Raw genomic sequence first — 25,758 nt, 5'->3', positions numbered from 1 at the left:
AATGGAAGAGCGCTGGAACATGAGCGAAGTACAAGTCCCACCTGACGTAGCGTCGCACGATGAGAATGACAGCGAGCTTGGCTTGATCGATTTGATGATCGTTCTCGCTAAACATAAAAAGCTGATTTGCATCGTGCCGCTGATCGCAGCGGTCGTTTCTGCTGGAGTAAGCCTTGCTTTGCCTGAGACGTATAAAGCGGCAGTAAAACTGCTACCTCCGCAACAACAACAATCCGGTGCGAGTGCCTTGCTTGCACAATTCGGCGGTGTAGCGAGTATGGCTGCTGGCGTCGCCGGGTTGAAAAATCCTAACGATCTTTACGTCGGGATGTTGAAAAGCCGGACCATAGCCGATCGTCTGATCGCCCAATACGATCTCAAGAAAGTCTACCAGACGGAATTGGCTGAGAGTGCCAGGATGCGGTTGAGCGAAAACACCTTAATCGCGTCAGGGAAGGATGGGCTTATTACCATCGAGGTCGAGGATCGCGATCAGAACCGCGTTGCAAAGCTTGCAAACTCATATGTGGATGAGTTACTCGGCCTGACTCGTACGCTGGCCGTGACCGAAGCTGCTCAACGGCGTTTGTTCTTCGAGCGCGAGCTTGAGTCCGCAAAAAACAAGCTGGCGAAAGCGGAAATTGCCTTGAAGAGTTCACTCGAACAACATGGAGTGGTCAGTGTTGATGTCGAAAGCCGAGCCGCCGTTGAAACCATGGCGCGGTTGAGGGCGCAAATCTCTGCAAAGGAAATTGAACTGAATTCCATGCGTGCATTTGTCACAACAAGCCATCCTGAGTTCCAACGCGTTCAAGAAGAACTTAACAGCCTTAGAGGCCAATTGTCGAAGCTTGAAAATGGCCATGAAGAGAAGCAGGGTGTTACGGAAAGCGGTGGAGCAAACGTACAACAGGGCGGATTGGAGAGTATTCAGCGTTTCCGTGACCTCAAGTATTTCCAGATGCTGTATGAACTGCTGGCAAAGCAGTACGAAGCTGCCCGTCTTGACGAAGCCAAGGACCCCTCGATCGTTCAAGTTCTAGACCCGGCTGTTGAGCCCGAGCGTCGAGCCAAGCCAAAGCGTGCCTTCATCGTACTGGCATCAGTCATCGCGAGCTTTATAGCAGCTGTGATTGCTGCATTTGCCCTTGAGAGCAAAGCAAAAGCCTTGGCAAACCCAGCCAGTGCTCGAAAGTGGGCAGAGCTGGTTTCGCGGCTCCGGAAAGGGTAAGTCAGGACTTCCTGGCGCCGTCCGAAACCAGCCTCACTGTGAAAACACGGCTAATTAGATTAACCTTAATACGCATTATGACAATTCTTGTAACTGGCGGTGCCGGTTTCATCGGCAGTAATTTCGTACTGGATTGGCTGGAAGTGAACGACGAACAGGTCGTCAATCTAGATGTTCTGACATATGCCGGCAATCTTGAAAATCTACGGTCCGTCAGCGATGACAATCGTCATGTATTTGTTAAGGGGAGTATCAACGACTCTGAGCTGGTAACCCGGCTATTGGCAGAATATCAGCCTCGCGCGGTCATTAATTTCGCCGCAGAATCGCATGTCGATAGAAGTATCGTGGGCCCGGCTGCATTCGTGGAAACGAATATCGTAGGGACTTTTAATCTTCTCGAGGCTGTTCGACATCATTGGAACGCCCTGCCTGCAGACAGGCAGGCAGAGTTCCGGCTGTTGCACGTTTCAACCGATGAGGTTTACGGCTCTCTGACGCAAGATGCAGCCCCTTTTTCTGAAAAAAACCGCTATGAGCCCAACAGCCCATACTCAGCCAGCAAGGCTGCAAGCGACCATCTCGTCAGGGCCTACCATCACACATATGGGCTGCCGGTGCTGACCACCAATTGTTCGAATAATTACGGCCCTTATCATTTCCCAGAGAAATTAATCCCGTTGGTGATCCATAATGCATTGGCTGGGAAAAATCTCCCGATTTACGGAGATGGTCGGCAGATCCGTGACTGGCTATTTGTTCGCGATCACTGCTCGGCCATTCGGCGCGTTCTTGAAGCCGGAAAAGTAGGCGAGGTATACAACGTAGGCGGATGGAACGAAAAAGCCAACATCGAAGTCGTTAACGCTATTTGCGACATTCTCGACCAGTTGTCTCCTAAGGCTGAGGGCGATTCGTACAGGAGCCAGATTACTTTTGTAAAAGACAGGCCCGGTCATGACCGGAGATATGCAATCGATGCGCGCAAGCTCGAACGCGAGCTTGGTTGGAAACCAAACGAAACGTTTGAAAGCGGGCTGCGCAAGACAGTTGAGTGGTATCTCACCCACAAAGAATGGGTGGAAAACGTGACCAGTGGTGCGTATCGCACCTGGATCGGTCTGCATTACGACGGACGGGGTTGAACGTGTCTAAAAAACGGTATAAGGGCATTGTCCTGGCCGGCGGTTCCGGCACTCGGTTGTATCCAATTACTCGTGGTGTGTCGAAACAGCTCTTGCCAGTCTACGACAAACCGATGATCTATTATCCGTTATCGGTATTAATGTTGGCGGGTATCCAGGAAATTCTGATCATCACCACGCTTGAAGATCAAGCCGGCTTCGTGCGATTGCTCGGTGACGGTTCCGAATTTGGTATTAAGCTGACCTATGCGGTTCAAGAAAAGCCGGAAGGTCTGGCGCAAGCATTCTTGATCGGTGAAGAATTCATCGGCGATGACAACGTTTGCCTGGTTCTTGGAGATAACATTTTCTTCGGACAGGGCTTCAGCCCGATGTTGCAGCGCGCAGCTTCCCAGCAAACTGGTGCAACCGTGTTTGGTTATTCGGTCAAGGATCCACAGCGGTTCGGCGTCGTCGAATTCGATGCCAACATGACCGCTATTTCGCTGGAAGAAAAGCCAGCTGCACCGAAATCGAACGTTGCCGTAACTGGGCTTTACTTCTATGACAACGACGTAATTCGCATCGCCAAATCCATCGAGCCGTCACCGCGTGGAGAACTCGAGATTACCTGCGTTAACGAAACCTATCTCAAACAAGGGCAACTTCGCGTCGAAATGCTGGGACGTGGATTTGCGTGGCTCGACACGGGGACGCACGAGAGTTTGCTCGACGCGGCACATTTCGTGGAAACAATTGAGACGAGACAGGGCTATAAAGTGGCATGTCTGGAAGAGATTGCTTTGCATAACGGTTGGCTTAGTAAAGAAGCCGTGCGTCGGGCAGGCGAAAACTTGTGCAAGACAAGTTATGGCCAGTATCTCATCAGTATTGCTGCGTAATCCTAGATAGAAAAAAACTTCAGATGGAAATTAAATTAGTACAGCTGCAAAAACACGGCGATGAACGAGGGCGCCTCGTCGCTCTTGAAGATCAACGCAACGTCCCCTTTCCGATTCGTCGAGTTTACTACTTGTTCGAAACCAAAAGCGACATCCGTCGTGGTTTTCATGCGCACCGTGAATTGAAGCAACTGGCGATTGTAGTCCGTGGCTCGTGCCGTTTCCATCTGGACGATGGTAAAGAAAAGATAGATCTGCTGTTGGACAATCCCGCCCAAGGCTTGCTGCTGCCTCCAATGTTGTGGCACGAAATGTATGATTTTTCCGAAGATTGTGTATTGATGGTTCTAGCAGACGGTCATTATGATGAGTCGGATTACATTCGTGGTTACGACGAGTTTGTGGAACTTGCCAAGCAGTGAGCAAGAAATCCTGATCCTCGACGCAGCTCTCGCGGCCCAAAGCGTGATCAGCAACCTGGGATAGGCGAGGTATTCGCAGTATGTCGGTTATGCTGTTCCGCCAGTATTTATATGGACATGCTGTGGCTACCTTCGCAATCCGTCTGAACTCGACTGGATTCCTAAGATCATGTCCTGCTGGTAAGGAATGGATACTTCAGCCATGTGTATCTACTGAAAACGGCAAATGGCGGTCAAATCAAGGCTTGAACGACCACGATCAGGGATTAGGTGGACGTGGCCTCTTGCATGAATTTTATGAATGGATGTTATAAATTGATTCCTTTTCTCGATTTAAAAGCGATTAATCTTGCCCATGAGGCTGAACTCAAAGTGGCATTCGATCGTGTTCTGCAGTCCGGATGGTACATACTCGGTACAGAGGTGAAAGCATTTGAGCAGGAATTTGCCGAGTATTGCGGTACCGAGCACGCAATTGGCGTCAGCAATGGTCTCGACGCATTGCACCTGATCTTGCGCGGATATGGGATCGGACCCGGCGACGAAGTCATCGTGCCCTCCAATACCTATATCGCGACTTGGCTTGCCGCAACCTATGCCGGCGCAACTCCAGTGCCTGTAGAGCCTATTGACGGCGGATACAATATCGATCCAGAGCGCATCGAAGCTGCCGTTACGCCACGTACCAAGGCGATCATCGTCGTTCATCTTTATGGCGAAGCGGCGGACATGGATTCGATCATGCGGATCGCGGCAAAGTACGATCTCAAGGTTATTGAAGATGGCGCTCAGGCGCATGGCGCGCTATACAAGGGAAAGCGCGTTGGCAATCTCGGACATGCGGCCGGATTCAGCTTCTACCCCGGCAAAAATCTGGGCGCTTTGGGCGATGCTGGCGGGGTAACGACGAATGACGCCGATCTGGCTAACAAAGTCAGAGTGCTATTGAACTATGGATCACAGCGCAAGTACCATAACGAAGTGCAAGGATACAACTGTCGCCTGGATGAGTTGCAAGCGGCATTGCTGCGCGTGAAGCTACCGTTTCTGGATAAGGAAACTGAGCGTCGGCAAGCTATTGCTGCGCGTTATAACGAGGAGCTTGCCGATACCGGTCTGGTTCTTCCAAAGAGCGCGAATACCGGCGACCACGTATGGCATCTGTATGTCGTGCGTAGCATCAATCGCGATAACTTGCAGAAGAAACTGGCGGAAGCAGGGGTTAGTACGATGATTCATTACCCGATTCCGCCGCATCTTCAGCCGGCGTATGCCGAGCTCGGACTCAAGAAAGGCGACCTCCCGCTGGCCGAGCAGATTCACGAGGAAGTCCTCAGCCTGCCGATGGGACCGTCCATGACAGATGACCAGATCGAGCAGGTAATCGCACGAGTAAAAGTCTGCTGCAAGTGAAGCGTTTAATAAGTGTAACGATGTTCAGTGGGCTGCTCACCCTACTGCGCATCGGCAGCGGTTTTATTGTCGCGAAAGTAGTCGCGATCCAGACCGGTCCGAGCGGCATGGCGATGCTTGGCCAACTGCAGAGCATCATTACTGCTCTCAATGGAATTGTCGCGGCACCAGTCGGGAATGGGCTCGTGCGTTATACAGCCGAGCACGATGCAAGCGGATTCGACGCCTGCCGGCCGTGGTGGCGCGCATCCGTACGGTGGCTCCAGTTCATCCTTCTGTTGACGGTTCCAGTCGTATGCTTCGGTGCCAAGTCGTTGGCAACACTGCTGTTCGGCGAGCAAAAATACGCTTGGGTGATCGTTCTCGTTGGAATCGTATTGCCGCTATCCGCGCTGAATACGCTACTTGCTTCGGTAATTAACGGTCAACAGCAATACAGGCGCTTTATCGGTCTCAGTACCATATCCGTAGTTATTGCGACTGCAGTTATGCTGGCCCTAGCTTACACTCGGCAGCTAGATGGTGCCCTATTGGCCGCAGCATTGTTTTCCGGTATCTCTGGCGTTGTGATGTTGCTGGGGGCTGTGCGTCAACCTTGGTTCCGCTTGCGCCTCTGGTTCGGCAGTGTGGATAGATCGCATTTTCGCAGCGTAGGTAGCTACGTTGCGATGGCAGTCGTCTCGGCAATTTGCGCTCCCGTATCTTTGGTGGTGGTACGCAATATTTTGATCAGCAGGGTTGGCTGGACGGAGGCCGGACAGTGGCAAGCTGTGTACAAGATATCGGAGGTCTATCTCGGCGTCATCACTATGGCCTTGTCTACCTATTATCTGCCGCGGCTTTCCACCCTTTCAGGCTACCAAGCCATCCGGGCGGAAATATTGTCGGTCAGTCGGGTGGCCATTCCCGTTGTGTCGATTTTGGCCATTGGGATTTATTTATTGCGTGACGTCGCAATCAATCTGCTGTTTACCGCACAATTTCGGCCGGCGCGTGACCTGTTCGCGATTCAATTGATAGGCGACGTGGTCAAGATTTTTAGCTGGCTATTTGCGTTCCCTATGCTTTCGCGCGGTGCCGCTAAATGGTTCATCGGGACGGAAATATTATTTGGAATTAGTTTCCCGGTGCTGACATGGTTTTTCGTCGCTGAATATGGTGTGGCCGGCGCAAATCTCGCTTATGCGGCCAATTACTGTCTTTATTTCGCCTTCGTATACAAGGCATTGAAATATTTCGCTAAATAACGAATCAACAGCTGGCGGTTGGAATGAAAGTCCTGCTTCTCGGTGAATACAGTTCACTGCACAACAACTTAAAAGACGGCCTAGTCTCCCTAGGGCACGAGGTTACCCTTGTGGCCGGCGCCGATGGCTTTAAGAAAATTCCACGGGATGTGGACCTCGATAGTCCCTTGCCGTCCATTCTTGGTTCTGTGCATCGACGCGCAAAACTGTTCAGAGCGATTTCGAAGATAAAAAACTTCGATGTTGTGCAGTTGATTAATCCATTCATACTTTACCAGAAATTTTTCCCTGGTCTGCATTGCATCAAGAAGATCGCCGCTGAAAACCGAAAGCTTTTCATGTCGGCTTCCGGCGATGACGCTTATCTCTGGCGTTTTGGAAAGGCTGCGCTACGCTATAGTCCGTTTGACGATATTCTGAAATATGACTTGGAAGCCGAGTCTTTCTACATGCAGGAGGATGCAGCGTTTCGCTTCAACGAGGCTGCCTTGAAGATGGTACGCGGGATTATTCCGATCATGTACGAATACGAGGTCAGCTATGCCGGCGCCGAAAATCGTCTTCCAACTATACCGATCCCGTTGAATTTGGAAAAAATTCAGTATCGAGAAAACCGGTGCGAGGGAAAGATTGTCGTGTTTCATGGTCTTAACCGCTACGGTGCCAAGGGCACGCGGCACGTGGAGGAAGCGTTCGGGTTTTTGGCGAAAAAATACCCTAATGACCTGGAGCTCATAATTGATGGGAAAATGCCGCTGGATCGCTACCTTAAACTGATGGAGCGTACCAACGTCGTGATCGACCAGACCAATACGTATTCGCTAGGCGTCAACGGCGTGTATGCTTTGGCCATGGGGAAGGTCGTGCTTGGCGGAGCTGAGCCGGAGTCGCTTACCTCGATCGGCGTGCGTTCGTCGCCAGTAATAAATATCAGCCCGAACGCAGCGAGCATTGTGCTTGAAATCGAAAAATTGCTCGAGCGGCGGAGTGAAATTCCGCAAATAGGTTTTGAATCAAGGAAATTTGCAGAGGAAGTACACAGTCATGTCAAAGTGGCGTCTACTTACTGCGATATTTGGAACAAGAACTGACCGCATGTGGGTGTGGTGATGAGCCAAGCTCTTAGGACATCGGGTACGATGCAGCAGACCTTCAATGAAAAATAGAACAACTGAAACGCTAAAAAACAAGTTAGCAATCTACCTTCCTTCTCTGGGCGGGGGCGGGGCTGAGCGCGTGACCGGTACTCTGGCAAATGCTATTGCCGAACGTGGCGTTAACGTGGATCTGGTGCTGGCGCAAGCTACCGGTCCTTATCTGGCTCATGTGAGCCCGGCGGTTAATATTGTCGACCTTGGCGCTTCGCGAGTACTGACAAGTTGCTCAGGCCTGATAAATTACCTGCGCGAGGAGCGTCCAACAGCTACTTTGTCTGTGCTGAACCATGCGAATGTCATCGCGATCGCCGCTCGGGCAATGTCGGGCGTGAGGACCAGGTTGGTCGTCAGCGAGCACAATACCTTGAGTAGCGCTGTCAAAGGACGTGTATCGCTTCGCGGCTCAATCGAAGTTGGCGCCATGAAGTTCAGCTATCCGCGGGCAGATGCAATCGTCGGGGTGTCGAATGGTGTTTCCGACGACTTGGCGAAGGCACTTGGGCTTCCCCGTAGTCGGGTAAATACCGTATATAACCCGATCGATGCTGTTCAGATAAAACAGAAGAGTCTGGAGTCGGTCGATCATCCGTGGTTCGCTCCAGGACAACCGCCGGTCATTGTTGCCATCGGTCGGTTGACGCGCCAGAAGAATTTCGAACATTTGCTCAATTCGTTCGCCCTTCTGCGTTCATCTAGGGGCATTGAGGCTCGGTTAATGATTCTTGGCGAGGGTGAACTTAGAAGCGACTTGGAAGAGCAAGTAAAAACCCTCGGACTGAGCGCCTGCGTCGCACTGCCGGGCTTCGTCAGCAATCCATATGCTTACCTCCGTGCCGCCGGTCTCTTCGTGCTTTCGTCATCGTGGGAAGGGTTGCCGACAGTGCTGATCGAAGCAATGTCCTGTGAAGCCAAGGTCGTGAGCACCGACTGCCCCAGCGGCCCGGCGGAGATTCTGGAAAATGGAAAGTGGGGGCGGGTCGTGCCAATGGATGATACGCGGGCTCTAGCCGCAGCGATGGCAGCTGCCCTCGCTGATGAGAACCCGCCAAACGTGTATGAGCGCGCCAGCGATTTTTCTGTCGAGAGATCCGTAGATGGATATTTACAGCTGCTTCAAATTTCACATTCTGAGCAAGCGGTAAGAGAAACGTGTGGTGGCTGATGTGAGCAATTCGAGGCTTGTGGCCGAGGGGCGTGATGCCGTCAGCAGCCTGAATTTTCAGGTTGGCACCTTGGTGCTTGCGGTAATTTACGGCAGTATCGTATGTCTGCTGCCTAATGAAAATTTCTTCGATCACGAAAACTATCTGTCCTATGCTCAAAACGCATGGGACCAGCTTGTTGCGTTCTGGACAATTAACCCTCTTGTGGTTTTTGCTAATGAACCGCTATGGCTGCTGTTGAATTCGGTCCTTGGGCTGATTTTGACCCCAGAAGCGGTCGTGCGAACGATCATTTTTGTGTCGGCCACATCGGCTGCGCTGAAGATTTTGCGATTCGATCGCAGAATCGTTGTTTTTGGGTTTTTTCTGTTAATCATGCCCATGGTTATCAAGAACTATCTGATTCACATCAGGCAGGGCGCAGCGTTAGCCGTTTTCCTCGTAGGCTGGTTTTCTCCGCGGCGAAAAGTACGATGGACATTGATTGCATGTGCGCCTTTTATACATACGTCGTTTGTCTTTATTCTGTTATTGATTGGCATTACATCCGCAACTCAGCGCTTTCGACTTGGTCCCAGTTTACGCTTGCCGGCGTTTCTGGGGATCGGAATTGCGGTCGGCGTCGGTCTCGGATGGGTAGCCTCACTCGTTGGCGCGCGTCAGGCGGATGAGTACAGCTTCGGCGCTACGGGAATCAGCGGTGTCGGCTTCCTCTTCTGGGCGATTATCTTTCTATTGATGTCCTTCGAAGGAAAGAAATATCTGAAGAAATACATGTTCGAAACCAGTGTGGTTCTGTTCTATTTGGGAACGTATTTCTTTGTCGAAGTAACTGCCCGTATTTTCGAGAGCGGTGCAGTGCTGGTTTGCCTCGCTGCTTTTAACTTGACCGGTTGGCGGCGCCATGCCGCTCTGGTGGTGTTAGGAGCGTTGTTGGCAGTGCAATGGGTAGCACGTTTGAATCAACCGTTATTAGGATTTGGTCTGGCATGAGCGATAGTAGGCGTATTCTTCACGTCATTACGGGACTCGGGAATGGTGGGGCGGAAGCTGTTCTTTACCGTCTATGTTTGTCCGATAAACAGAATTCCCACATAGTAATTTCCTTGATGGACTTGGGTTACTATGGTTCTAAACTTCTCGCCGCAAATGTGGATGTCCATGCTTTGGATATGCCGCGTGGTCGCGTCACGATGCGCGGTCTGGCCAAGCTTTGGAATCTGATCCGTACTGCGCGACCTGACGTCGTTCAGACCTGGATGTACCACGCTGACCTTCTGGGTGGATTAGCGGCTCGTCTTGCTGGCGTAAAATCGGTCGTGTGGGGAATTCATCATACAGTTCTCGAACCAGGAAAATCGAAGAGCGAGACGATCATGATTGCCCGGCTCCTGGCTAGGTTGTCGCACTTTATCCCGAGACAAATTACGGCCTGCGCTGAAAAGAGTGTAGTGGTGCATGCGGCACTTGGTTACAAAGCCGAAAAGATGGTTGTCGTGCCGAACGGGTACGATCTCCAGAACTTCATGTACGACGAACAGCAACGTGCCGCTTTACGCACGAGTTGGAATGTCGATAAAAGCGTGCCATTGCTTGGCATGGTGAGCCGCTACGATCCGCAGAAAGACCACGCCAATCTGATCAAAGCGTTGGCCGAGTTGAAGAAATCAGGGCAACGGTTTTGCTGTTTGCTGGTGGGGTCAGGAATGGTGGCCGAGAATGCTGAACTGAGCGAAAGAATCGCCCACGCCGGCCTACAGTCGGAAATAATGTTGCTGGGGCCTCGCCATGATATTCCGGCAGTGATGAGTGCGCTGGATCTGCACGTACTGTCCAGTTCCGCAGAAGCCTTTCCGAACGTGTTGGCGGAGGCCATGGCTTGTGGCACCCCTTGCGTTACGACTGACGTCGGTGATGCTGCATTGATCGTCGGCGACACGGGCTGGGTCACACCGCCAAACAACGCGGCAGCCTTGGCAAAGTCGATGGGATTGGCGCTTGCAGCCCGTCAGACCGGAGACTGGGACGACCGAAAGCGGCGGGCGCGTCAGCGAGTGGAACAAAACTTCAGTCTCGATCGGATGGTCGCTGGCTATCAGGGCGTCTGGAACCGGGCAGTAGTCTGACACTGTTTTAGCAATTTCCCACGTGACTTGACGACTCCGAATACGGTCTATCGTAGAGCTTGGGGCACGAATAAATATTTCGATCGTAGATGGTATGAAAATACTTTTTGTAATAACTCGTTCTGATGTAATGGGCGGCGCAAGCGTACATATGCTTGATCTCGCTGAAGGGGTACATGCTTCGGGGCATGAAGTATTTATCTTGACAGGCGGCTCTGGTATTCTTTTGGAGAAGGCGCGTGCTCGCAATCTTCCGATCGCCTCCTTGACATGGCTCGTGCGCGAAATCCGAATTGTTTCGGACACACTTGCCATCTTCGAACTGATCAGATGGATCAAGCGCGTCAAACCGGACGTCATCCATCTGCATTCTTCCAAGGCCGGTATTGTTGGCAGACTCGCGGCAGCTTGGTGCCGTATTCCCGCTGTATTTACAGCGCATGGATGGGCGTTCACGGAAGGTGTCGCTCAATCCCGACGTGCGCTCTACATCTTTATCGAACGTACGCTGGCAAGATTTGCCGCAGCAATTATTGCTGTGTCGAACTACGATCGAAACCTTGCACTCTCCTTGAACGTCATCAAGGAAGAAAAAATCAGGACAATTCCAAACGGTATGCCATGCGTCCCGGATTACGTGCCTCCTCCTCAGCCCGCTGGCGAAACCCGCCTGATCATGGTGGCTCGTTTCGAGGCGCCCAAACGCCAAGCCTTGGTACTCGAGGCGCTCGCGCGGCTCCCCGTACACAACTGGCAAATGGAATTCGTCGGCGATGGGCCAGCACTCGAGGCGTGTGTTCGTCGGGCGGATGAGCTGGGATTGCGTAATGTTCAGTTTTCTGGCGCCTGCAATGACGTAGCCGCAAGACTGGCGAGATCCCACGTGTTCGTTCTGTTGTCGGACTGGGAGGGGTTACCTTTGACTATCATTGAAGCGATGAGGGCGGGTTTACCGGTCGTCGCCTCGAAAGTTGGTGGAATTCCCGAGTTGGTAGAGGATGGCGTAAATGGCCGCTTGGTGGACAATAATGCGGTGGAGGATATCGCCTCCGCAGTTCTCGAACTCTTGGGATCGCCGAGTAAGGCTCGCCTGCTGGGGGATAATGGGCGTCAAAGATTCCTGGCTGAGTATTCGTTCGACAAGATGCGAGCGGAGACATTGGCCGTTTATGACAACGTTTTGTTGAAAGCTGCCGCATGAAAGTTTTGGTTACCGGTGCAAATGGATTCGTCGGGCGGTCTTTGGTCAAAAGGTTGCTCGAGTCAGGGACTACGGAAATCATCTTTCATACGCGCTCGCCAAATGAGCCAGTTCCTGACGGCTGCAAGCATTTTGCGGCGGTCGTGGGACCGGAAACCGATTGGACAGCCGCATTGCAAGGGATTGAGGCGGTTTTTCATCTTGCGGCCAGAGCCCACAAGCTGGCTGATCGGCGCAGCGGCGCAGAGGCGATAGCTGTTTACAGGTCTGTAAACACGGATGGGACTCTCAGACTTGCGACGCAGGCTACCGAATGCGGCGTACGCCGGTTCATATTCTTGAGCTCAATTGGTGTAAATGGCTCGGAAACCTTCGACCTTCCGTTTACGGCGGATGACAAACCTGATCCTCAAACGCCTTACGCACTGTCGAAGTTGGAGGCAGAGCGAGGGCTCATGTCTTTGGCGGAGCAGAGTGATATGGAGGTAGTTATTGTCCGCGCGCCGCTCGTCTATGGCGCTTTCGCGCCCGGTAATCTGGGTTCGCTCTTGAACGCGGTGCGACAGCGTAGGCCTTTACCTCTGGGGGCCATCCGGGAAAACCGCCGAAGTCTTGTTTCTGTCGAAAACCTGGTCGACCTTTTGACGACTGGATGTCTGCGGCATGTGGCTGCCAAAAACCAGGTCTTCCTTGTTTGCGATGACCATGATCTTTCTACAACGGAACTGGTCTCGACGATGGCGCATGCTGTCGGTGTCAAGGCAAGATTGGTGCCGATACCACTGTGGATGTTGCGGATTGCGACCACCTTGGTTGGGAAGCCGCACGTCTACAAACAGCTTGTCGGTAACCTGCAGGTCGACATGGCGAAAACCCGGAGACTATTGAACTGGGCACCGCCAAAGACTGTATTACAGGGTTTCCAGTTAGTAGGCGATAACTTGCGCTGAAGCGATCATTGGATTCCCTCGACATTTGAGGGAAAGCGGCGAACCTGAACTGGAAGTTCGTTGCGCGAGAGAAAAATCAGGCCACGGCTGCGGCGGTCAATTGTCGTTGCCGCCGTTCGAAAGCTCGTGGATTGATTGTATATTGCTGATTGCCGAGTTACCGGCTTTTCCGCTACCGGCAAGGTACCTAGAGCGGATCTGGAGCGTCTACTGTGTTCAGCGGACGCTTTGCGTTCAAGGCTTCGTTCGATGTACTAGAATTGGCAGGTCGAGATTGCCCGGTCCTGACCTTTTTGAAACCTGCGCCGATTCTGCATCAGTGAGTAATACCTTCCCGACGCGCCACCTTGATAAAGGTAAGAATCATAACTTTAGCATCGAAGACAAATGATTGCCTGTGAAGATAGTCAGCATCAAGTCGCACTTTGTCCGGGATCGGAAGTTCGTCACGGCCATTGATCTGTGCCCAGCCAGTCAGCCCTGGACGGATCGTATGGACGCCATGTTCGGTGCGCAATTCGATCAGGTTCTGTTGATTGAACAACGCAGGGCGCGGTCCGACCACGCTCATGTCGCCTGTCAGGATGCACCAAAGCTGGGGCAGTTCGTCCAAGCTAGTACGGCGCAGGAAACCGCCGACCGGAGTCAGATATTGGTTCGGATCGGACAGCAGGTGGGTTGCCACCACCGGCGTGTCGGTGCGCATGGTGCGCAGCTTGGGCATCGAGAACATGCGGTTATCCCGACCGACGCGATCCGACCAGTACAGCACAGGTCCTTTCGAGGTCAGCTTTACCACGACCGCGAGCACGGACAGCAGGGGAAGGAAAATCAGCGATGCGATCAATGCCAATACAAAATCAACTACACGTTTCATGTGGTACTAACCCTTAATACTTAATGTTCAGGCACGCGCTTCTTCGAGCGGTTTATCGATGCCGGTGGAATCCAGGTCTTCCCTACGGCTTTTCCAGAAGTGGTCGTCGATCTCCGACGATGGGGTGAATTCCGGAACGATCTTGCGCAGCTGGGCGCGGATCGCGTCTTGATCGCTGCGGGCGCAGGCCTCGTCCAGGTGCTTCAGCATGATTTCCAGGAAGGGCCACGCAATCTCGGCTTCCTGGGCGCGCATGATCAGTGGATGGTCGGTGCCGCTCACGTTGTCGCCGATGAGCAGCTCTTCATAAAGCTTTTCGCCAGGGCGCAGCCCGACATAGCGGATCTCGATGCCACTCTCCGACATGGGAGACCTGACTTCGTTGCCGCTCAGTTGGATCATTTTCTTCGCCAGGTCGGCAATCTTGACCGGTTCGCCCATGTCGAGCACGAACACGTCGCCGCCTTGGCCCATCGAGCCGGCCTGAATGACGAGCTGGGCTGCTTCGGGAATCGTCATGAAGTAGCGCGTGATTTCCGGATGGGTCAGGGTCACCGGGCCGCCGGCGGCGATCTGTTTGCGGAACAGCGGTACGACCGAACCGGACGAACCGAGCACGTTACCAAAGCGGACCATGCAGAAGCGGGTACCGCTGTGCTGGCGTGCAAAAGCCTGCAGGATCAGTTCGGCCAGACGCTTAGTTGACCCCATCACATTGGTCGGGCGGACTGCCTTGTCGGTAGAAACCAGGACGAAGCATTTCACCTTAGCCGCCACTGCGGCACGGGCAAAGTTCAGCGTGCCGAACACGTTGTTGCGGATGCCCGCGACCGGATTCTGCTCCACCAGCGGCACGTGCTTGTACGCTGCTGCGTGATACACGGTGTCGATCTCGAAATGCTGGAAGATGTCGCGTGCCTTGTCGAAATCCAGCACCGATCCAATAAAGGGAACGAGTTCGGTCTCCTGGCCGCTTGCCGCCAACGCAGCGCGCAGTTCCTGGTCGATCGCGTATAGCGCATACTCGGAAATCTCGAGCAGGACCAGGCGGCGCGGTTTCAGCTTGATGATCTGGCGGCACAGTTCCGAACCGATCGAACCGCCGGCGCCGCTGACCGCCACCGCCTTGCCGGTAATGCAGACCGACAGCAGGGCCTCATCGGGCGCGACCGGGTCGCGGCTGAGCAGGTCCTCGATCTCGACCTGCCGCACGTCGTCGACCCGCGACATACCCTTGACCAGGTTCTTGACCGGCGGCGTGACCTTGATCTTGACCTTGAGCGGAGTGAGGCGGTCGATAATCTGCTTCTGTTCGCCGCGGCTCAGCGAGGGCATCGCCAGCAGGACGGTGTTGACGTCATGTCGCTCCACGAGATCGCCGAGCCGCTCCGATGCGTGGACCTTGATGCCGCTGATCGTCGCTCGGTGCAACTGGGGATTGTCGTCCACGAAGGCGACCGGCAGATACTCTTTGCCGGGCAGTAAAGCATTGGCAAGCTGCACGCCCGCATCGCCTGCGCCATAAATGATCACGTTGACGCGGTCGGCGGCACGACGGTCTCCCAAGAAGAACCCACGCGCCAAGAAGCGGCTTGCCAGCAAATATAGGATAAGGTTGGCGGTAAAGATAAGGAACGGAGTCGGCGAAAACGCATCACCGAGCGATACCAGCGCCATCAGGGCAAGCATGGCTACAGACACAGCCGCACCTCTCACGACCGTCACGACGATTTGGTGGTCGATATAGCGGATAATGGCGCGATAGAGCCCAATCCGTGCATACACCGGAATCGAGATGATTGGTGCAGCCAGGATCAGCCATATGTATTTACTGAATTCCGATGGCTGGATGCTGTTGAAGTGTAGCGCCAGCGCCACAATAAAAGTCAGCGGCACAAAAATCAGATCCGCTGCGGCTGCGACGGCCTGCTTTTGGCGACGAGGTAGGTCGAGGAATGTTTTCTTCATATTTTGTAATGAGATGACTTTTTGTTTCGCCTAAATGTCATCAATTATTCAGCGCAGCGATTTTTTGAATGAAAACCGAGCTTTTCGGCGAATGCCGGGAAAATTTCTTATTCCTGGGGCGGTTAAATTCTCACCGTTTGTAACGGATTTGCGAGCGCTGACTTACGGGGCTGCTGCAATGCATGATGTGCCCAGAATGATACTTTATTGCTGAGGAAAAAGGCAGGCAGGAGTAGGATTTTTCCTCCTCCAGTGGGGGAATTTGAGAGTTGCAAAATGGTTAATTGAGGTAATATTTTTGCAGTAAATTGGTCCTTCTTGCAGGGAAAAAGCTTGAAGTGGCAGACCTTGGGCAAGCTACAAACAAGCTAAAGCCTGCAGTTTCCGAAAGACTTGCGACTAAGAAGAGTCTTAACGAACTGTTGCGTAGTTGCATCATCCGTATTTGAACGAATTTTCGAGAGGAACGCTTTTAACATCTTTACACCCCTGATGAAGTAGTGTTCAGCGACTTATAAATTTCGGTGTTGTCTGTTATTCACCGGATACCAGGATGCGCAGTTGGCTGCTGATGGTTGAGCTGATAAAATCTCACATTTGCGATTGTCATTAGCACGAGATTTCGGATTAGAGGTCGATCGCGTCTTTGCCGGATTTTTAGATGATCGATACCGCATTCAGAAACTCATTCAAGCTGTCCCTTTGCAGTTCACTGGTGCTTGCCGCAACGAGCGCATTCGGATCGACTCCTGGAACCCAGGGGCAGTCTGGTTATATCAATATGCCGAGCGCCTGGGTCGAGCAGGATGGCACTTTTAGCACAGGTTACAGTTATGACAGCCCATACGGTAGTACATGGGTGTCCGCGACCTTCTTGCCGTTCCTCCAGTTGACAGGCCGTTATGTTTCCTTGAACGGGGTGCCTCCGTTCGAGAGCGTCAGTCCGGAATACGGACAGCGATATGGGCGCTATAAAGACAAGGTCTTCGACGCCAAGCTCAACGTCTGGAAGGAAACGGGCTGGTTGCCGGCTGTGTCGGTTGGCGCAACCGACTTGCTCGGGACTGAGCTGTTCAAGGGGCAGTACGTGGTGTTGACCAAGACTTTTGGCGCGGCGCGGAATATTGAGGCCAGTCTGGGTTACGGACGAAAGCGCCCAAGCGGTCTATTCGCAGGCGCCCGCTGGGCCCCGACCGCGCTGCCAGGCTGGGCCGTGGTCGCCGAATACGACGCCAACGACTACAAGAAGGATTTCCACGCCGCCGACACCGGTGCCGCCCTGCGCGAAAAAGGCCCGGCCGTCGGCCTCGAATACCGCTGGGGCTGGCTAGGCGCTCAAGTCGCGCGCCACCGCGACCACTTCAGCGCCAACGCCTACGTCAGCATCCCATTCTCGGAGCGGGAATTCATCCCGAAGCTGTACGAACCGGCCCCCTTCGACCCGAAGAAGGCCCCAGCGAAGGTGTCGGCCGCGGAATGGCAGCAGGACGGCAACCACGGGGCCGCGCTCGCCCAGGCCCTGGTCAGGCAGGACTTCAAGAACGTGCGCGTCGAACTCGACAGCAACGTCCTCAAGCTCACGCTGACCAACAACCGCATCTCGAATATGGGACGCGCCATCGGCCGGGCGGTGCGCACCGCGCTCGCGTTCGCACCGGAAGGTACGCGTGCGATCCATGTCACGTACACCAAGCTCGAACAGCCGATTGCTACCTACGAGTTCCAGGACATGCAGCGACTTACGGACTACCTGACCGGCCTGGCCGACCGCGAGTCCTTCTTGCAGACCGTGCTGGTGCGCTATTCGAGCCCGGCGGACCGTATCGACGACCAGCAGGGCCTGCTCGCCGCGGTGCGCGAGGAGAAGAGCGGTCTGGCGGTGCAGGTGGGCCAGGACGGCAACATCGTCCAGGTCGTGTCCGAAGACCGCGAGGCCAATCGCTTCAAGACGGTGCCGAAGATCGCCTTCTTCTTCAACGATCCGAGCGGCGCGCTGCGCTACGAGGTGGCGGCCGCGGCCAATTACGACAAGCGCCTGGGCCAGGGCACTTACCTGAACAGCGCGTTCAAGCTCGACCTGTTCGAGAACGTGTCGGGCGTGACCCAGAAGTCCAACAGCCTGCTGCCGCACGTGCGCACTGACGTCGCCGAGTACAAGCGCGGTGGCCGCCTCAAGCTGAATCGCCTGTTGCTCAACCAGTACCTCACGCTCGACGAGCGCCTGTATGCGCGCGCCTCGGCCGGCTTCTATGAAGAGATGTACCGAGGCGTTGGCGGCCAGGTGCTGTACCTGCCGAAGGACAGCCGCTGGGCAGCCGACGTGGCGGTCGACGCGCTCCAGCAGCGCGGCTACAAGGGGTGGTTCGACAAGCTCGACTACAAGACCGTCACGGCGCTAGGCTCCTTGCACTACAAGCTACCTTACGACATGACCGCAACTGCGCGGGCAGGGCGCTTCCTGGCGCGCGACGAAGGCGTGCGTTTCGAGCTCAAGCGCCGCTTCCCCTCGGGTGTCGAGATCGGCGCCTGGTACACCAAGACCAACGGCAAGGACATCACCAACCCGGGCACGCCGACCAATCCCTACAATGACAAAGGCGTATTCCTGTCGGTGCCGCTGAACATCATGCTGCCGATGGATTCGCAGTCGACGGCCGGCATCGGCCTGTCGCCCTGGACCCGCGACGTCGGCCAGATGGTCGCCAGCCCCGGCGACCTGTACGACCTGTTCGAGCAGCCGCGCCGCGACCTGACGACCTACGACGGCTTGGGCAACTTTGCCGAGCGCCGCGACGAGCAGAACCTGGCAGCCGTGAATCCGCCGGTGCGGCCGACGCCGAACATGTGGCCGCTGTTCCGCTATCGCATCGAGCAGTCGTTCTCGAATACGCCGACCCTGCCGCAATGGGCGAAGGGCACGGTGCTTGGCGGCGGTGCGATCCTGGGCGGCGCCCTGCTCGACAAGCCGGTCGACCGCTTCATGGAAAAGCACGCCGGCTCCAGCATCGCGCGCGCCTGGGACAACGTGGGCAAGGGCATGCCGGTGCTGCTGGCCGGCGCTGCCGCCGGTGCGGTTGCCTTTGGCGATGCGCGCGCCCAGAACATGGGCATCATCTCGCTCGAGTCGATTGCCGGCGCGGCGGCGGTGTCGATGGCCACCAAGCGCATCGTCGGCCGTGCGCGGCCCAACGAAGGACTGGGGCAGTGGAGCAAGGCCTCGGACCGCTCGAATGCCTCCTTCCCGTCGAATCACAGCACGGTCGCGTTCGCGGCGGTGACCCCGTTCGCACAGGAGTACGATGCGCCGTGGCTGTACGGTCTTGCCGCCGCCAGTTCGCTGGGCCGTGCCGCGGGGCGCGAGCACTGGGTGTCCGACGTGGTTGCCGGCGGTGTGCTCGGCTATGCGATGGGCAGCTGGCTGTGGCAGGCGCAGCGCAGCGATACGCGCTCGAGCTTTGCCGTCGCCCCGGGGCCGAAGTCGGTCAGCGTGGCCTGGAGCGGCAGCTACTGACGGTGCCCCCTGCGCGTAAGGTTCTGCACGTACAATGGAAAGAATATACGTGCTAGAACCAGCGCGCATCGCTACGGGACATCGATGAAGATTCTGTTGACGGGCAAGGACGGGCAGGTCGGCTTCGAACTGGCGCGCGCACTGGCGCCGCTGGGGGAGGTCGTCGCCGTCGGCCGCGCCGACTGCGATCTGGGCGATGCGGCCGCCGTGCGCAAACTGGTGCGGCGCGTGGCCCCCGACGTCATCGTCAACCCGGCTGCCTGGACCGCGGTCGACCGCGCCGAATCCGAGCGCGAGGCCGCATTTGCCGTCAATGCCAGCGCACCCGGCGTCCTGGGCGAAGAAGCCGCGCGTCTAAATGCCCTGGTCGTTCACTACTCGACCGACTACGTCTTCGATGGCTCAGGCCAGGCCCCCTACAAGGAAAGCGATACGCCCGCGCCGCAGAGCGTCTACGGCAGCAGCAAGCTGGCCGGTGAGCGCGCGCTGGCCGGGGCCACGGCGCGCCACCTGATCCTGCGTACCAGCTGGGTGCTGGGCAGCCACGGCGGCAATTTTGCAAAGACCATGCTGCGCCTGGCCGCCGAACGCGAATGGCTGCAAGTCGTCGACGACCAGTTCGGTGCACCTACCTCCGCCGCCTTGCTGGCAGACCTGACTGCCCATCTGGTCCGGCAGTATGCGCGTGAAGGCGGCCATGTCTTCCCTTACGGGACTTATCATGTGACGGCAGCAGGTCAAACCAGCTGGTACGACTATGCCCGTTTCGTGCTCGAGGCCGCGCGCGCGGCCGGCAAACCGCTCATGGCGGCACCCGAGAGCGTAATGCCAGTGAAGACGGCCGCCTTTCCGAGCGCGGCAAAGCGCCCGGCCAATTCGTGTCTCGACACGAGCCTGTTCGGCAGCACCTTCGGCCTGCGGCTGCCGCCGTGGCAAGAGGGTGTAGGCAGTGTATTGCGCCAGATTTTCCAGACAAGTTAACACATGCCCTACACCGTCACCGCCACCACGATCCCCGATGTACTGCTGCTTGAACCAAAGGTCTTCAGCGACGATCGCGGCTACTTTTATGAAAGCTACAACCTGCGCGATTTCTGGAACGCGACAGGACTTGATGTCGAATTCGTACAAGAAAATCACAGCATGTCCACGCAGGGTGTACTGCGCGGCCTGCACTACCAGATCCGGCATCCGCAGGGAAAGCTGATGCGCGCCGTGGGCGGCAGCGTGTTCGACGTCGCGGTCGATCTGCGCAAGTCCTCGCCTACCTTCGGACGCTGGGCCGGCGCAGTGCTGAGCGCGGAGAACCGCCGGCAGTTATGGATTCCGCCCGGCTTCGCCCATGGCTTCCTGGCCTTGAGCGAGGTGGCCGAGGTGCTCTACAAGACCACCGATTACTGGTACCCGGAGCATGAGCGCACGCTGTCGTGGAAGGATCCGTCCCTGGACATTGCCTGGCCCATCGACGGCGAACCCCGGCTGGCGCCGAAGGACGCGCAGGGGAAGTCTTTCGGCGAGATCGAGGTGTTCGGGTAAAAAAAATCGGCTGCGTGAGCAGCCGATATTTTTGCAACCGGAGCGCGCGAGGCGCCCACGCACCGATTAGTGGTGGGTGGTGGTCGAGTGGTTGGTGGTCGAGCCATTGTCCGAAGCGGCAACGGCCACGGCAGCCACAGCGGCGCCGACGGCGACCAGGGTGCCGGTCGACAGGCCAGCGATGGCGCCGGCGCCGAAGAAGCCACCCGACGACGCTGCACCAGCAGCGGTGCCGGCGGTGCCAGCGGTGCCGGCAGTACCAGCGGTCTGGCCAGCGGCAGCAGCGTTACCGGTGTTCGAGGCAGCAGCGGATTCTTGTGCCAGCACTGGTGCCGACAGCAGGCTCAGGATTGCGCCAGCAGCGATGATTTTCTTCATATTGGGTCCTTGATTAAATAAATAGTGCAGCAATACTTTGTTGCTATGGGATTATAACAACGAAATGTTGCCTTGACTCACTATCAACCTGCCTGTTCAGCAATCAAGGACGAAAACTGTGAGTATTTTTCCACGAACCGCGGCATAGGCGGTTAGTGAAATTGCCGGACGCCCAAAAGCGTCCGGCAAGCCGATCAGTGGTGAGTCGTGGTCGCGTGGCTGGTGGTGGTCTCGTTGTCCGAAGCAGCGACGGCAACGAAGGCAATCGCGCTGCCGATGGCAATAGCGGTGCCGGTCGACATGCCGGCGATGGTGCCGCTGCCGAAGAAGCTGCCCGACGACGACGCGGCGCCGGTGGTGCCGGTCGAAGCAGTGCCGGTCTGGGCAGCAGCGGTATTACCCGAGTTCGAAGCCGGAGCAGTATTGTCTTGTGCCAGCACTTGTGCCGACAGTGCGCTCAGGATGGCGCCGACGATCATCAATTTTTTCATGTTGTTCCTTTAAATCATTAAAAGTGTCAGGCCAGTCTTTCCAACGACCCATACGGAAAGTGTAAATATTCTTTCACTTGCCCGTAACACATCAGTGTACAGCAATTATATTTAAACAATCTCACATTTTCTAACGCTTTCCAGCCCCAGGAACGGAAAAGGCAGCTCTTTTCCCACCTGTTCGCTCTATAGCCCTAGGGCAACTTCTGGAATAATCCCATCCTGAACCAAAGCCGGCAGCGCAGCCGGCGCAACAGGAGCGGGAATGGCGGAGAGCAGCAACGCAGAAAAGACAGAACCAGCGTCAGCCAAACGCTTGCGTGACGCACGCAAGAACGGCGACATTCCCCGCTCGCGCGAAGTTTCCACCTTTACCGTCCTGATGACCGCCGGTGCCGTCCTGTGGATGCTGGGCGGCGGTGTCGTCAACAAGCTGTCGAGCACGCTGGCGCGCGGCCTCTCGCTCAACCGCGACCAGATCACCAACCCGAACCTCCTGATCGAACGCATCACCGCCGATATCGGCAGCGTGATCCTGGCCTGCCTGCCGCTTGCGATCGCCATCATGCTGGTCGGCGTGGTGTCGCCGCTGCTGATCGGCGGCTGGAACTTCACCTCCAAATCCTTCATGCCGAACTTCGGCAAGATGAATCCGCTGAACGGCCTCGGCAACATGGTCTCGAGCAACTCCCTGATCGAGCTGCTGAAAGCCGTCGCCAAGACCCTGCTGGTCGGCGCGGTGGCCTGGTATGTGCTGATGAGCGAGAAGGACGCCGTGATCGGCCTGGCGCTCGAGCCGCTGGGCACCGCCACCGGTCACCTCACGAGCCTGCTGGTCAAGGCCTTCATGATCATGGTCGGCTCGCTAGGGGCGATTGCGGTGCTGGACGGCCCGTACCAGAAATGGCACTACGCCAACAAGCTGAAGATGACGCGCCAGGAAGTGATCCAGGAGTCCAAGGAGTCGGAGGGTAATCCCCAGATCAAGGGCAAGATCCGCCAGCTGCAGCGCGAGATGGCGCGCAAGCGCATGATGAGCAACGTCCCGACCGCCGACGTGGTCGTGACCAACCCGACCCACTTCGCGGTGGCGCTGAAGTACGCCGACGGCCAGAAGGGCGCGCCGCGCGTGGTGGCCAAGGGTACCGACGAAGTCGCGGCCAGGATTCGCGAGATCGCGAAGGAAAACAAGGTCGCGCTGCTGGAAGCCCCGGCCCTGGCCCGTGCGCTGTACAAGCACGCCGACATCGACGACGAGATCCCGGAAGCCCTGTACTCGGCGGTGGCCGAAGTGCTGGCCTATGTGTACCAGCTGCGCGCCTACACCAAGGGCAGCAGCGACCACTATCCGGACCGCCCGGACAAGCTGCCGGTGCCGCCGGAGATGGACCCGTTCAATCCCGCGTCGCAGCAAAAGCAATAAGCAACAAACAAAGAAAGCAATCGAGGAAATCAAGCAATGAACGGCTTCAGACTACCGGCCTGGCTCCAGGGCATCGCGGGACGCGGCAACGCGCTGGCGGCGCCTATCCTCATCATCCTGCTGCTGTCGATGATGATCCTGCCGCTGCCGGCCTTCGCACTCGACCTGTTCTTCAGCTTTAACATCGCGATGTCCGTCATCGTGCTGCTGACCGCCCTGTACACGGTCAAGCCGCTCGACTTCATGGCCTTCCCGGCGGTGCTGCTGGTTACCACCCTGCTGCGCCTGGCGCTGAACGTGGCTTCGACCCGCGTGGTGCTGACCGAAGGCCATACCGGCGGCGCGGCGGCCGGCAAGGTGATCGAAGCCTTCGGCCACTTCCTCATCGGCGGCAACTACACCGTCGGCCTGGTGGTGTTCATCATCCTCACCATCATCAACTTCATGGTCGTCACCAAGGGTGCCGGCCGTATCGCCGAGGTGGGGGCGCGCTTCGCCCTGGATGCGATGCCGGGCAAGCAGATGGCGATCGACGCCGACCTGAACGCCGGCCTGATCGGCGAGGCGGAGGCCAAGCAGCGCCGCGCGGACGTGGCGATGGAAGCCGAATTCTATGGCTCGATGGACGGTGCCTCGAAGTACGTGCAGGGCGATGCGGTGGCCGGCATCCTGGTGACCCTGATCAACGTGATCGGCGGCCTGATCGTCGGCATGCTCCAGCACGACATGGGCTTCGCCGACGCGGTCAAGAACTACACCCTGCTGGCCATCGGCGACGGCCTAGTCGCGCAGATCCCTTCGCTGATCATCTCGATCGCCGCCGGTATGGTGGTGTCGCGCGTGGCCAGCGACCAGGACGTCGGCGAGCAGGTCATCGGCCAGCTGTTCGGCCGTCCCATCGTCATGTATATCACCGGCGGCATCATCGGCGGCATGGGTCTGATCCCGGGCATGCCCAACCTCGTGTTCCTGCTGCTGGGCAGCGTCCTGATCGGCGCCGGCTGGCTGGTGGAGCGGCGCCTCAAGAACGCGCCGGCGGGAAGCGGGCCGCGCAGCGCCGCCGCCGCCGGGCAGGCCGCCGGCGGGGCGGGAGGTGCCGGCGGTGCAGCGGCGGCGGCGCCGACCGAGCAGGAAGAGGCCACCTGGCAGGACGTCATGCCGGTCGATACCCTGGGCCTGGAAGTTGGCTACCGCCTCATTCCGCTGGTCGACAAGGGCCAGAACGGCGACCTGCTCAAGCGCATCAAGGGCATCCGCAAGAAGTTTGCCCAGGAAGTCGGTTTCCTGGCGCCGCCAGTGCACATCCGCGACAACCTGGAGCTGAAGCCCTCGGCCTACCGCATCACCCTGAAGGGTGTGGAAATGGGCAGCGGCGAAGCCATGAACGGCCAGTTCCTGGCGATCAACCCCGGCATGGCGAGCGGCACGCTGCCCGGTACGGTCACCACCGATCCGGCCTTCGGCCTGCCGGCAATCTGGATCGACGCCGGCCTCAGGGACGAGGCGCAGAACATGGGTTATACGGTGGTCGACGCCGGCACCGTGATCGCCACCCACCTGAATCACTTGATCACGACCCACGCCTCGGAGCTGCTGGGTCGCACCGAGGTGCAGGCACTTCTTGACCATTTGGCAAAAGATGCGCCGAAGCTGGTCGAGGACCTGGTGCCGAAGGTCGTGTCGCTGTCGACCTTGCAGAAAGTGCTGCAGAACCTGCTGCAGGAAGGCGTGCATATCCGCGACATGCGCACCATCATCGAGACCCTGTCCGAGCATGGGGGGGCGGTGCAGGATCCGAACGACCTGACGGCGCTGGTGCGCATCGCGCTGGGCCGCGCCATCGTCCAGCAGCTTTTCCCGGGCACTAATGAGCTGTCGGTGATGACCCTGGACAACCGTCTCGAGCGCCTGCTGGTGCAAGCCCTGAACGCCGGCGGCGACGGCACCGGCATCGAGCCGGGCCTGGCCGATACCATCGTCCAGCAGGCCGCCAACGCCACCCAGCAGCAGGAGGCGATGGGGCTGACGCCGGTGCTGCTGGTGCCGGGACCGCTGCGTACGCTGCTGTCGCGCTTCCTGCGCCGGGCGCTGCCGCAGTTGAAGGTCCTGTCGCATTCCGAGATTCCGGAAACCAAGACGATCCGGGTGACGAGCCTGGTGGGTGCGAACTGAATCAGACAATCGCTTGCATAGATTGCCTGATTCAGAGCGTAAGGAAGGGGGCGGTCCGCGAGTTACCTCATGCTCATTTTGGGGTCGTCTGGTAGCGCCAGGAGTCGGCGCACATTTGCGCGATGTCACGCTTCGCCGTCCAACCGAGTTCCTCGCGCGCGCGGATCGGGTCGGCGTAGCACTTCGCGATGTCGCCGGGGCGACGGTCTACGATCTGATACGGAATCGGCTTGCCGCAAGCCTTTTTGAAGGCATGCACCATTTCCAGCACGCTGTTGCCATTGCCGGTGCCGAGGTTGTAAGTATGCAGGCCGGCTCCCTGGGCCAGCTTGTCGAGGGTCTTGACGTGGCCGATCGCCAGGTCGACCACGTGGATGTAGTCGCGCATGCCGGTGCCGTCCGGGGTCGGGTAGTCGCCACCGTACACGGACAGTTTCTCGCGCTGGCCGTTGGCGACCTGGGCGAT

General features: G+C 56.9%; 22 protein-coding genes. 17 read left to right on the top strand and 5 right to left on the bottom strand.

Annotated features, from left to right (window positions below; genetic code table 11):
- Position 1 precedes the first annotated feature (1 nt).
- The 12 genes from AC1DOP_RS19695 (at position 2) to AC1DOP_RS19640 (ending at position 12,936) form a co-directional block, all read left to right on the top strand.
- The gene (locus tag AC1DOP_RS19695) at positions 2 to 1,231 is read left to right on the top strand and encodes a GumC family protein (RefSeq protein WP_442123419.1); all 1,230 of its coding nucleotides are present in this window, start codon (positions 2 to 4) and stop codon (positions 1,229 to 1,231) included.
- 77 nt (positions 1,232 to 1,308) lie between these two features.
- On the top strand, positions 1,309 to 2,376 hold the full coding sequence (gene rfbB, locus AC1DOP_RS19690; RefSeq protein WP_442123420.1) for a dTDP-glucose 4,6-dehydratase: 1,068 nt from the start codon (positions 1,309 to 1,311) through the stop codon (positions 2,374 to 2,376).
- Positions 2,343 to 3,257, top strand: a complete 915-nt coding sequence (gene rfbA, locus AC1DOP_RS19685) for a glucose-1-phosphate thymidylyltransferase RfbA (protein ID WP_442123443.1) — start codon at positions 2,343 to 2,345, stop codon at positions 3,255 to 3,257. The genes rfbB and rfbA overlap by 34 nt, the downstream gene beginning before the upstream one ends.
- Positions 3,258 to 3,280: 23 nt before the next feature.
- The gene (locus tag AC1DOP_RS19680) at positions 3,281 to 3,679 is read left to right on the top strand and encodes a sugar 3,4-ketoisomerase (protein ID WP_442123421.1); all 399 of its coding nucleotides are present in this window, start codon (positions 3,281 to 3,283) and stop codon (positions 3,677 to 3,679) included.
- A 288-nt stretch (positions 3,680 to 3,967) separates the two neighbouring features.
- The gene (locus tag AC1DOP_RS19675) at positions 3,968 to 5,092 is read left to right on the top strand and encodes a DegT/DnrJ/EryC1/StrS family aminotransferase (RefSeq protein ID WP_442123422.1); all 1,125 of its coding nucleotides are present in this window, start codon (positions 3,968 to 3,970) and stop codon (positions 5,090 to 5,092) included.
- A 20-nt stretch (positions 5,093 to 5,112) separates the two neighbouring features.
- On the top strand, positions 5,113 to 6,339 hold the full coding sequence (locus tag AC1DOP_RS19670) for an O-antigen translocase (RefSeq protein WP_442123423.1): 1,227 nt from the start codon (positions 5,113 to 5,115) through the stop codon (positions 6,337 to 6,339).
- A 23-nt stretch (positions 6,340 to 6,362) separates the two neighbouring features.
- A complete protein-coding gene (locus AC1DOP_RS19665) occupies positions 6,363 to 7,430 on the top strand; it encodes a hypothetical protein (RefSeq protein ID WP_442123424.1) in 1,068 nt (355 codons plus the stop codon).
- Between the two features lie 64 nt (positions 7,431 to 7,494).
- Entirely contained in the window at positions 7,495 to 8,658 is a 1,164-nt protein-coding gene (locus AC1DOP_RS19660; protein WP_442123425.1) for a glycosyltransferase, read from the top strand.
- A complete protein-coding gene (locus tag AC1DOP_RS19655) occupies positions 8,651 to 9,652 on the top strand; it encodes an EpsG family protein (protein ID WP_442123426.1) in 1,002 nt (333 codons plus the stop codon). The genes AC1DOP_RS19660 and AC1DOP_RS19655 overlap by 8 nt, the downstream gene beginning before the upstream one ends.
- Positions 9,649 to 10,785, top strand: a complete 1,137-nt coding sequence (locus AC1DOP_RS19650; protein WP_442123427.1) for a glycosyltransferase family 4 protein — start codon at positions 9,649 to 9,651, stop codon at positions 10,783 to 10,785. The genes AC1DOP_RS19655 and AC1DOP_RS19650 overlap by 4 nt, the downstream gene beginning before the upstream one ends.
- A 94-nt stretch (positions 10,786 to 10,879) precedes the next feature.
- Positions 10,880 to 11,986, top strand: coding sequence for a glycosyltransferase family 4 protein (locus tag AC1DOP_RS19645; protein WP_442123428.1), 1,107 nt, complete (start codon positions 10,880 to 10,882; stop codon positions 11,984 to 11,986).
- Complete coding sequence (locus tag AC1DOP_RS19640; RefSeq protein ID WP_442123429.1) at positions 11,983 to 12,936, top strand: NAD-dependent epimerase/dehydratase family protein; 954 nt, start codon at positions 11,983 to 11,985, stop codon at positions 12,934 to 12,936. The genes AC1DOP_RS19645 and AC1DOP_RS19640 overlap by 4 nt, the downstream gene beginning before the upstream one ends.
- Positions 12,937 to 13,252: 316 nt before the next feature.
- On the opposite strand, the gene AC1DOP_RS19635 is transcribed toward AC1DOP_RS19640, so the two are convergent.
- On the bottom strand, positions 13,253 to 13,813 hold the full coding sequence (locus tag AC1DOP_RS19635; RefSeq protein WP_442123430.1) for a sugar transferase: 561 nt from the start codon (positions 13,811 to 13,813) through the stop codon (positions 13,253 to 13,255).
- A 27-nt stretch (positions 13,814 to 13,840) separates the two neighbouring features.
- Positions 13,841 to 15,781 (bottom strand): polysaccharide biosynthesis protein, encoded by a 1,941-nt coding sequence (locus AC1DOP_RS19630; protein WP_442123431.1) that lies wholly within the window; start codon positions 15,779 to 15,781, stop codon positions 13,841 to 13,843.
- A gap of 661 nt (positions 15,782 to 16,442) precedes the next feature.
- Here AC1DOP_RS19630 and AC1DOP_RS19625 point away from each other — a divergent pair.
- The 3 genes from AC1DOP_RS19625 (at position 16,443) to rfbC (ending at position 20,828) form a co-directional block, all read left to right on the top strand.
- Positions 16,443 to 19,292, top strand: a complete 2,850-nt coding sequence (locus AC1DOP_RS19625; RefSeq protein WP_442123432.1) for a YjbH domain-containing protein — start codon at positions 16,443 to 16,445, stop codon at positions 19,290 to 19,292.
- Positions 19,293 to 19,376: 84 nt separating this feature from the next.
- A complete protein-coding gene (gene rfbD / locus AC1DOP_RS19620; RefSeq protein ID WP_442123433.1) occupies positions 19,377 to 20,273 on the top strand; it encodes a dTDP-4-dehydrorhamnose reductase in 897 nt (298 codons plus the stop codon).
- Positions 20,274 to 20,276: 3 nt separating this feature from the next.
- Positions 20,277 to 20,828, top strand: a complete 552-nt coding sequence (rfbC, locus tag AC1DOP_RS19615) for a dTDP-4-dehydrorhamnose 3,5-epimerase (RefSeq protein WP_442123434.1) — start codon at positions 20,277 to 20,279, stop codon at positions 20,826 to 20,828.
- Positions 20,829 to 20,894: 66 nt separating this feature from the next.
- Here rfbC and AC1DOP_RS19610 read toward each other — a convergent pair whose 3' ends face one another.
- Together AC1DOP_RS19610 and AC1DOP_RS19605 are read right to left on the bottom strand one after the other, a co-directional pair.
- A complete protein-coding gene (locus AC1DOP_RS19610; protein WP_442123435.1) occupies positions 20,895 to 21,206 on the bottom strand; it encodes a hypothetical protein in 312 nt (103 codons plus the stop codon).
- A gap of 194 nt (positions 21,207 to 21,400) precedes the next feature.
- Positions 21,401 to 21,697, bottom strand: coding sequence for a hypothetical protein (locus tag AC1DOP_RS19605; RefSeq protein WP_442123436.1), 297 nt, complete (start codon positions 21,695 to 21,697; stop codon positions 21,401 to 21,403).
- Positions 21,698 to 21,962: 265 nt separating this feature from the next.
- On the opposite strand from AC1DOP_RS19605, the gene flhB reads away from it, so the two are divergent.
- Positions 21,963 to 23,120 (top strand): flagellar biosynthesis protein FlhB, encoded by a 1,158-nt coding sequence (flhB, locus tag AC1DOP_RS19600; RefSeq protein ID WP_442123437.1) that lies wholly within the window; start codon positions 21,963 to 21,965, stop codon positions 23,118 to 23,120.
- Between the two features lie 36 nt (positions 23,121 to 23,156).
- Positions 23,157 to 25,292: a flagellar biosynthesis protein FlhA gene (gene flhA / locus AC1DOP_RS19595; protein ID WP_442123438.1), complete on the top strand. Its 2,136-nt coding sequence runs from the start codon at positions 23,157 to 23,159 to the stop codon at positions 25,290 to 25,292.
- Positions 25,293 to 25,365: 73 nt separating this feature from the next.
- Here the strand turns inward: flhA and AC1DOP_RS19590 are convergent.
- Positions 25,366 to 25,758 (bottom strand): GDP-mannose 4,6-dehydratase (locus tag AC1DOP_RS19590; protein ID WP_442123439.1); only part of this gene is annotated, 393 nt, incomplete at its 5' end.

The sequence above is a fragment of the Massilia sp. 01N410 genome (genome assembly GCF_056399665.1).
Note: the sequence above shows the minus strand (reverse complement) of the source record. Positions and strands in the feature narration are given on the sequence as shown.

What these genes read in the sequence shown, in the direction of transcription:
- AC1DOP_RS19635 (WP_442123430.1), bottom strand. Translation starts at nt 13,813, where the DNA reads ATGAAACGTGTAGTTGATTTTGTATTGGCATTGATCGCATCGCTGATT.
- AC1DOP_RS19665 (WP_442123424.1), top strand. Translation starts at nt 6,363, where the DNA reads ATGAAAGTCCTGCTTCTCGGTGAATACAGTTCACTGCACAACAACTTA.
- AC1DOP_RS19670 (WP_442123423.1), top strand. Translation starts at nt 5,113, where the DNA reads ATGTTCAGTGGGCTGCTCACCCTACTGCGCATCGGCAGCGGTTTTATT.
- rfbD (WP_442123433.1), top strand. Translation starts at nt 19,377, where the DNA reads ATGAAGATTCTGTTGACGGGCAAGGACGGGCAGGTCGGCTTCGAACTG.
- AC1DOP_RS19650 (WP_442123427.1), top strand. Translation starts at nt 9,649, where the DNA reads ATGAGCGATAGTAGGCGTATTCTTCACGTCATTACGGGACTCGGGAAT.
- AC1DOP_RS19605 (WP_442123436.1), bottom strand. Translation starts at nt 21,697, where the DNA reads ATGAAAAAATTGATGATCGTCGGCGCCATCCTGAGCGCACTGTCGGCA.
- AC1DOP_RS19680 (WP_442123421.1), top strand. Translation starts at nt 3,281, where the DNA reads ATGGAAATTAAATTAGTACAGCTGCAAAAACACGGCGATGAACGAGGG.
- AC1DOP_RS19630 (WP_442123431.1), bottom strand. Translation starts at nt 15,781, where the DNA reads ATGAAGAAAACATTCCTCGACCTACCTCGTCGCCAAAAGCAGGCCGTC.
- flhB (WP_442123437.1), top strand. Translation starts at nt 21,963, where the DNA reads ATGGCGGAGAGCAGCAACGCAGAAAAGACAGAACCAGCGTCAGCCAAA.
- AC1DOP_RS19695 (WP_442123419.1), top strand. Translation starts at nt 2, where the DNA reads ATGGAAGAGCGCTGGAACATGAGCGAAGTACAAGTCCCACCTGACGTA.
- AC1DOP_RS19640 (WP_442123429.1), top strand. Translation starts at nt 11,983, where the DNA reads ATGAAAGTTTTGGTTACCGGTGCAAATGGATTCGTCGGGCGGTCTTTG.
- AC1DOP_RS19660 (WP_442123425.1), top strand. Translation starts at nt 7,495, where the DNA reads ATGAAAAATAGAACAACTGAAACGCTAAAAAACAAGTTAGCAATCTAC.
- rfbB (WP_442123420.1), top strand. Translation starts at nt 1,309, where the DNA reads ATGACAATTCTTGTAACTGGCGGTGCCGGTTTCATCGGCAGTAATTTC.
- AC1DOP_RS19610 (WP_442123435.1), bottom strand. Translation starts at nt 21,206, where the DNA reads ATGAAGAAAATCATCGCTGCTGGCGCAATCCTGAGCCTGCTGTCGGCA.
- flhA (WP_442123438.1), top strand. Translation starts at nt 23,157, where the DNA reads ATGAACGGCTTCAGACTACCGGCCTGGCTCCAGGGCATCGCGGGACGC.
- rfbC (WP_442123434.1), top strand. Translation starts at nt 20,277, where the DNA reads ATGCCCTACACCGTCACCGCCACCACGATCCCCGATGTACTGCTGCTT.
- AC1DOP_RS19625 (WP_442123432.1), top strand. Translation starts at nt 16,443, where the DNA reads ATGATCGATACCGCATTCAGAAACTCATTCAAGCTGTCCCTTTGCAGT.
- AC1DOP_RS19675 (WP_442123422.1), top strand. Translation starts at nt 3,968, where the DNA reads ATGAATTTTATGAATGGATGTTATAAATTGATTCCTTTTCTCGATTTA.
- AC1DOP_RS19645 (WP_442123428.1), top strand. Translation starts at nt 10,880, where the DNA reads ATGAAAATACTTTTTGTAATAACTCGTTCTGATGTAATGGGCGGCGCA.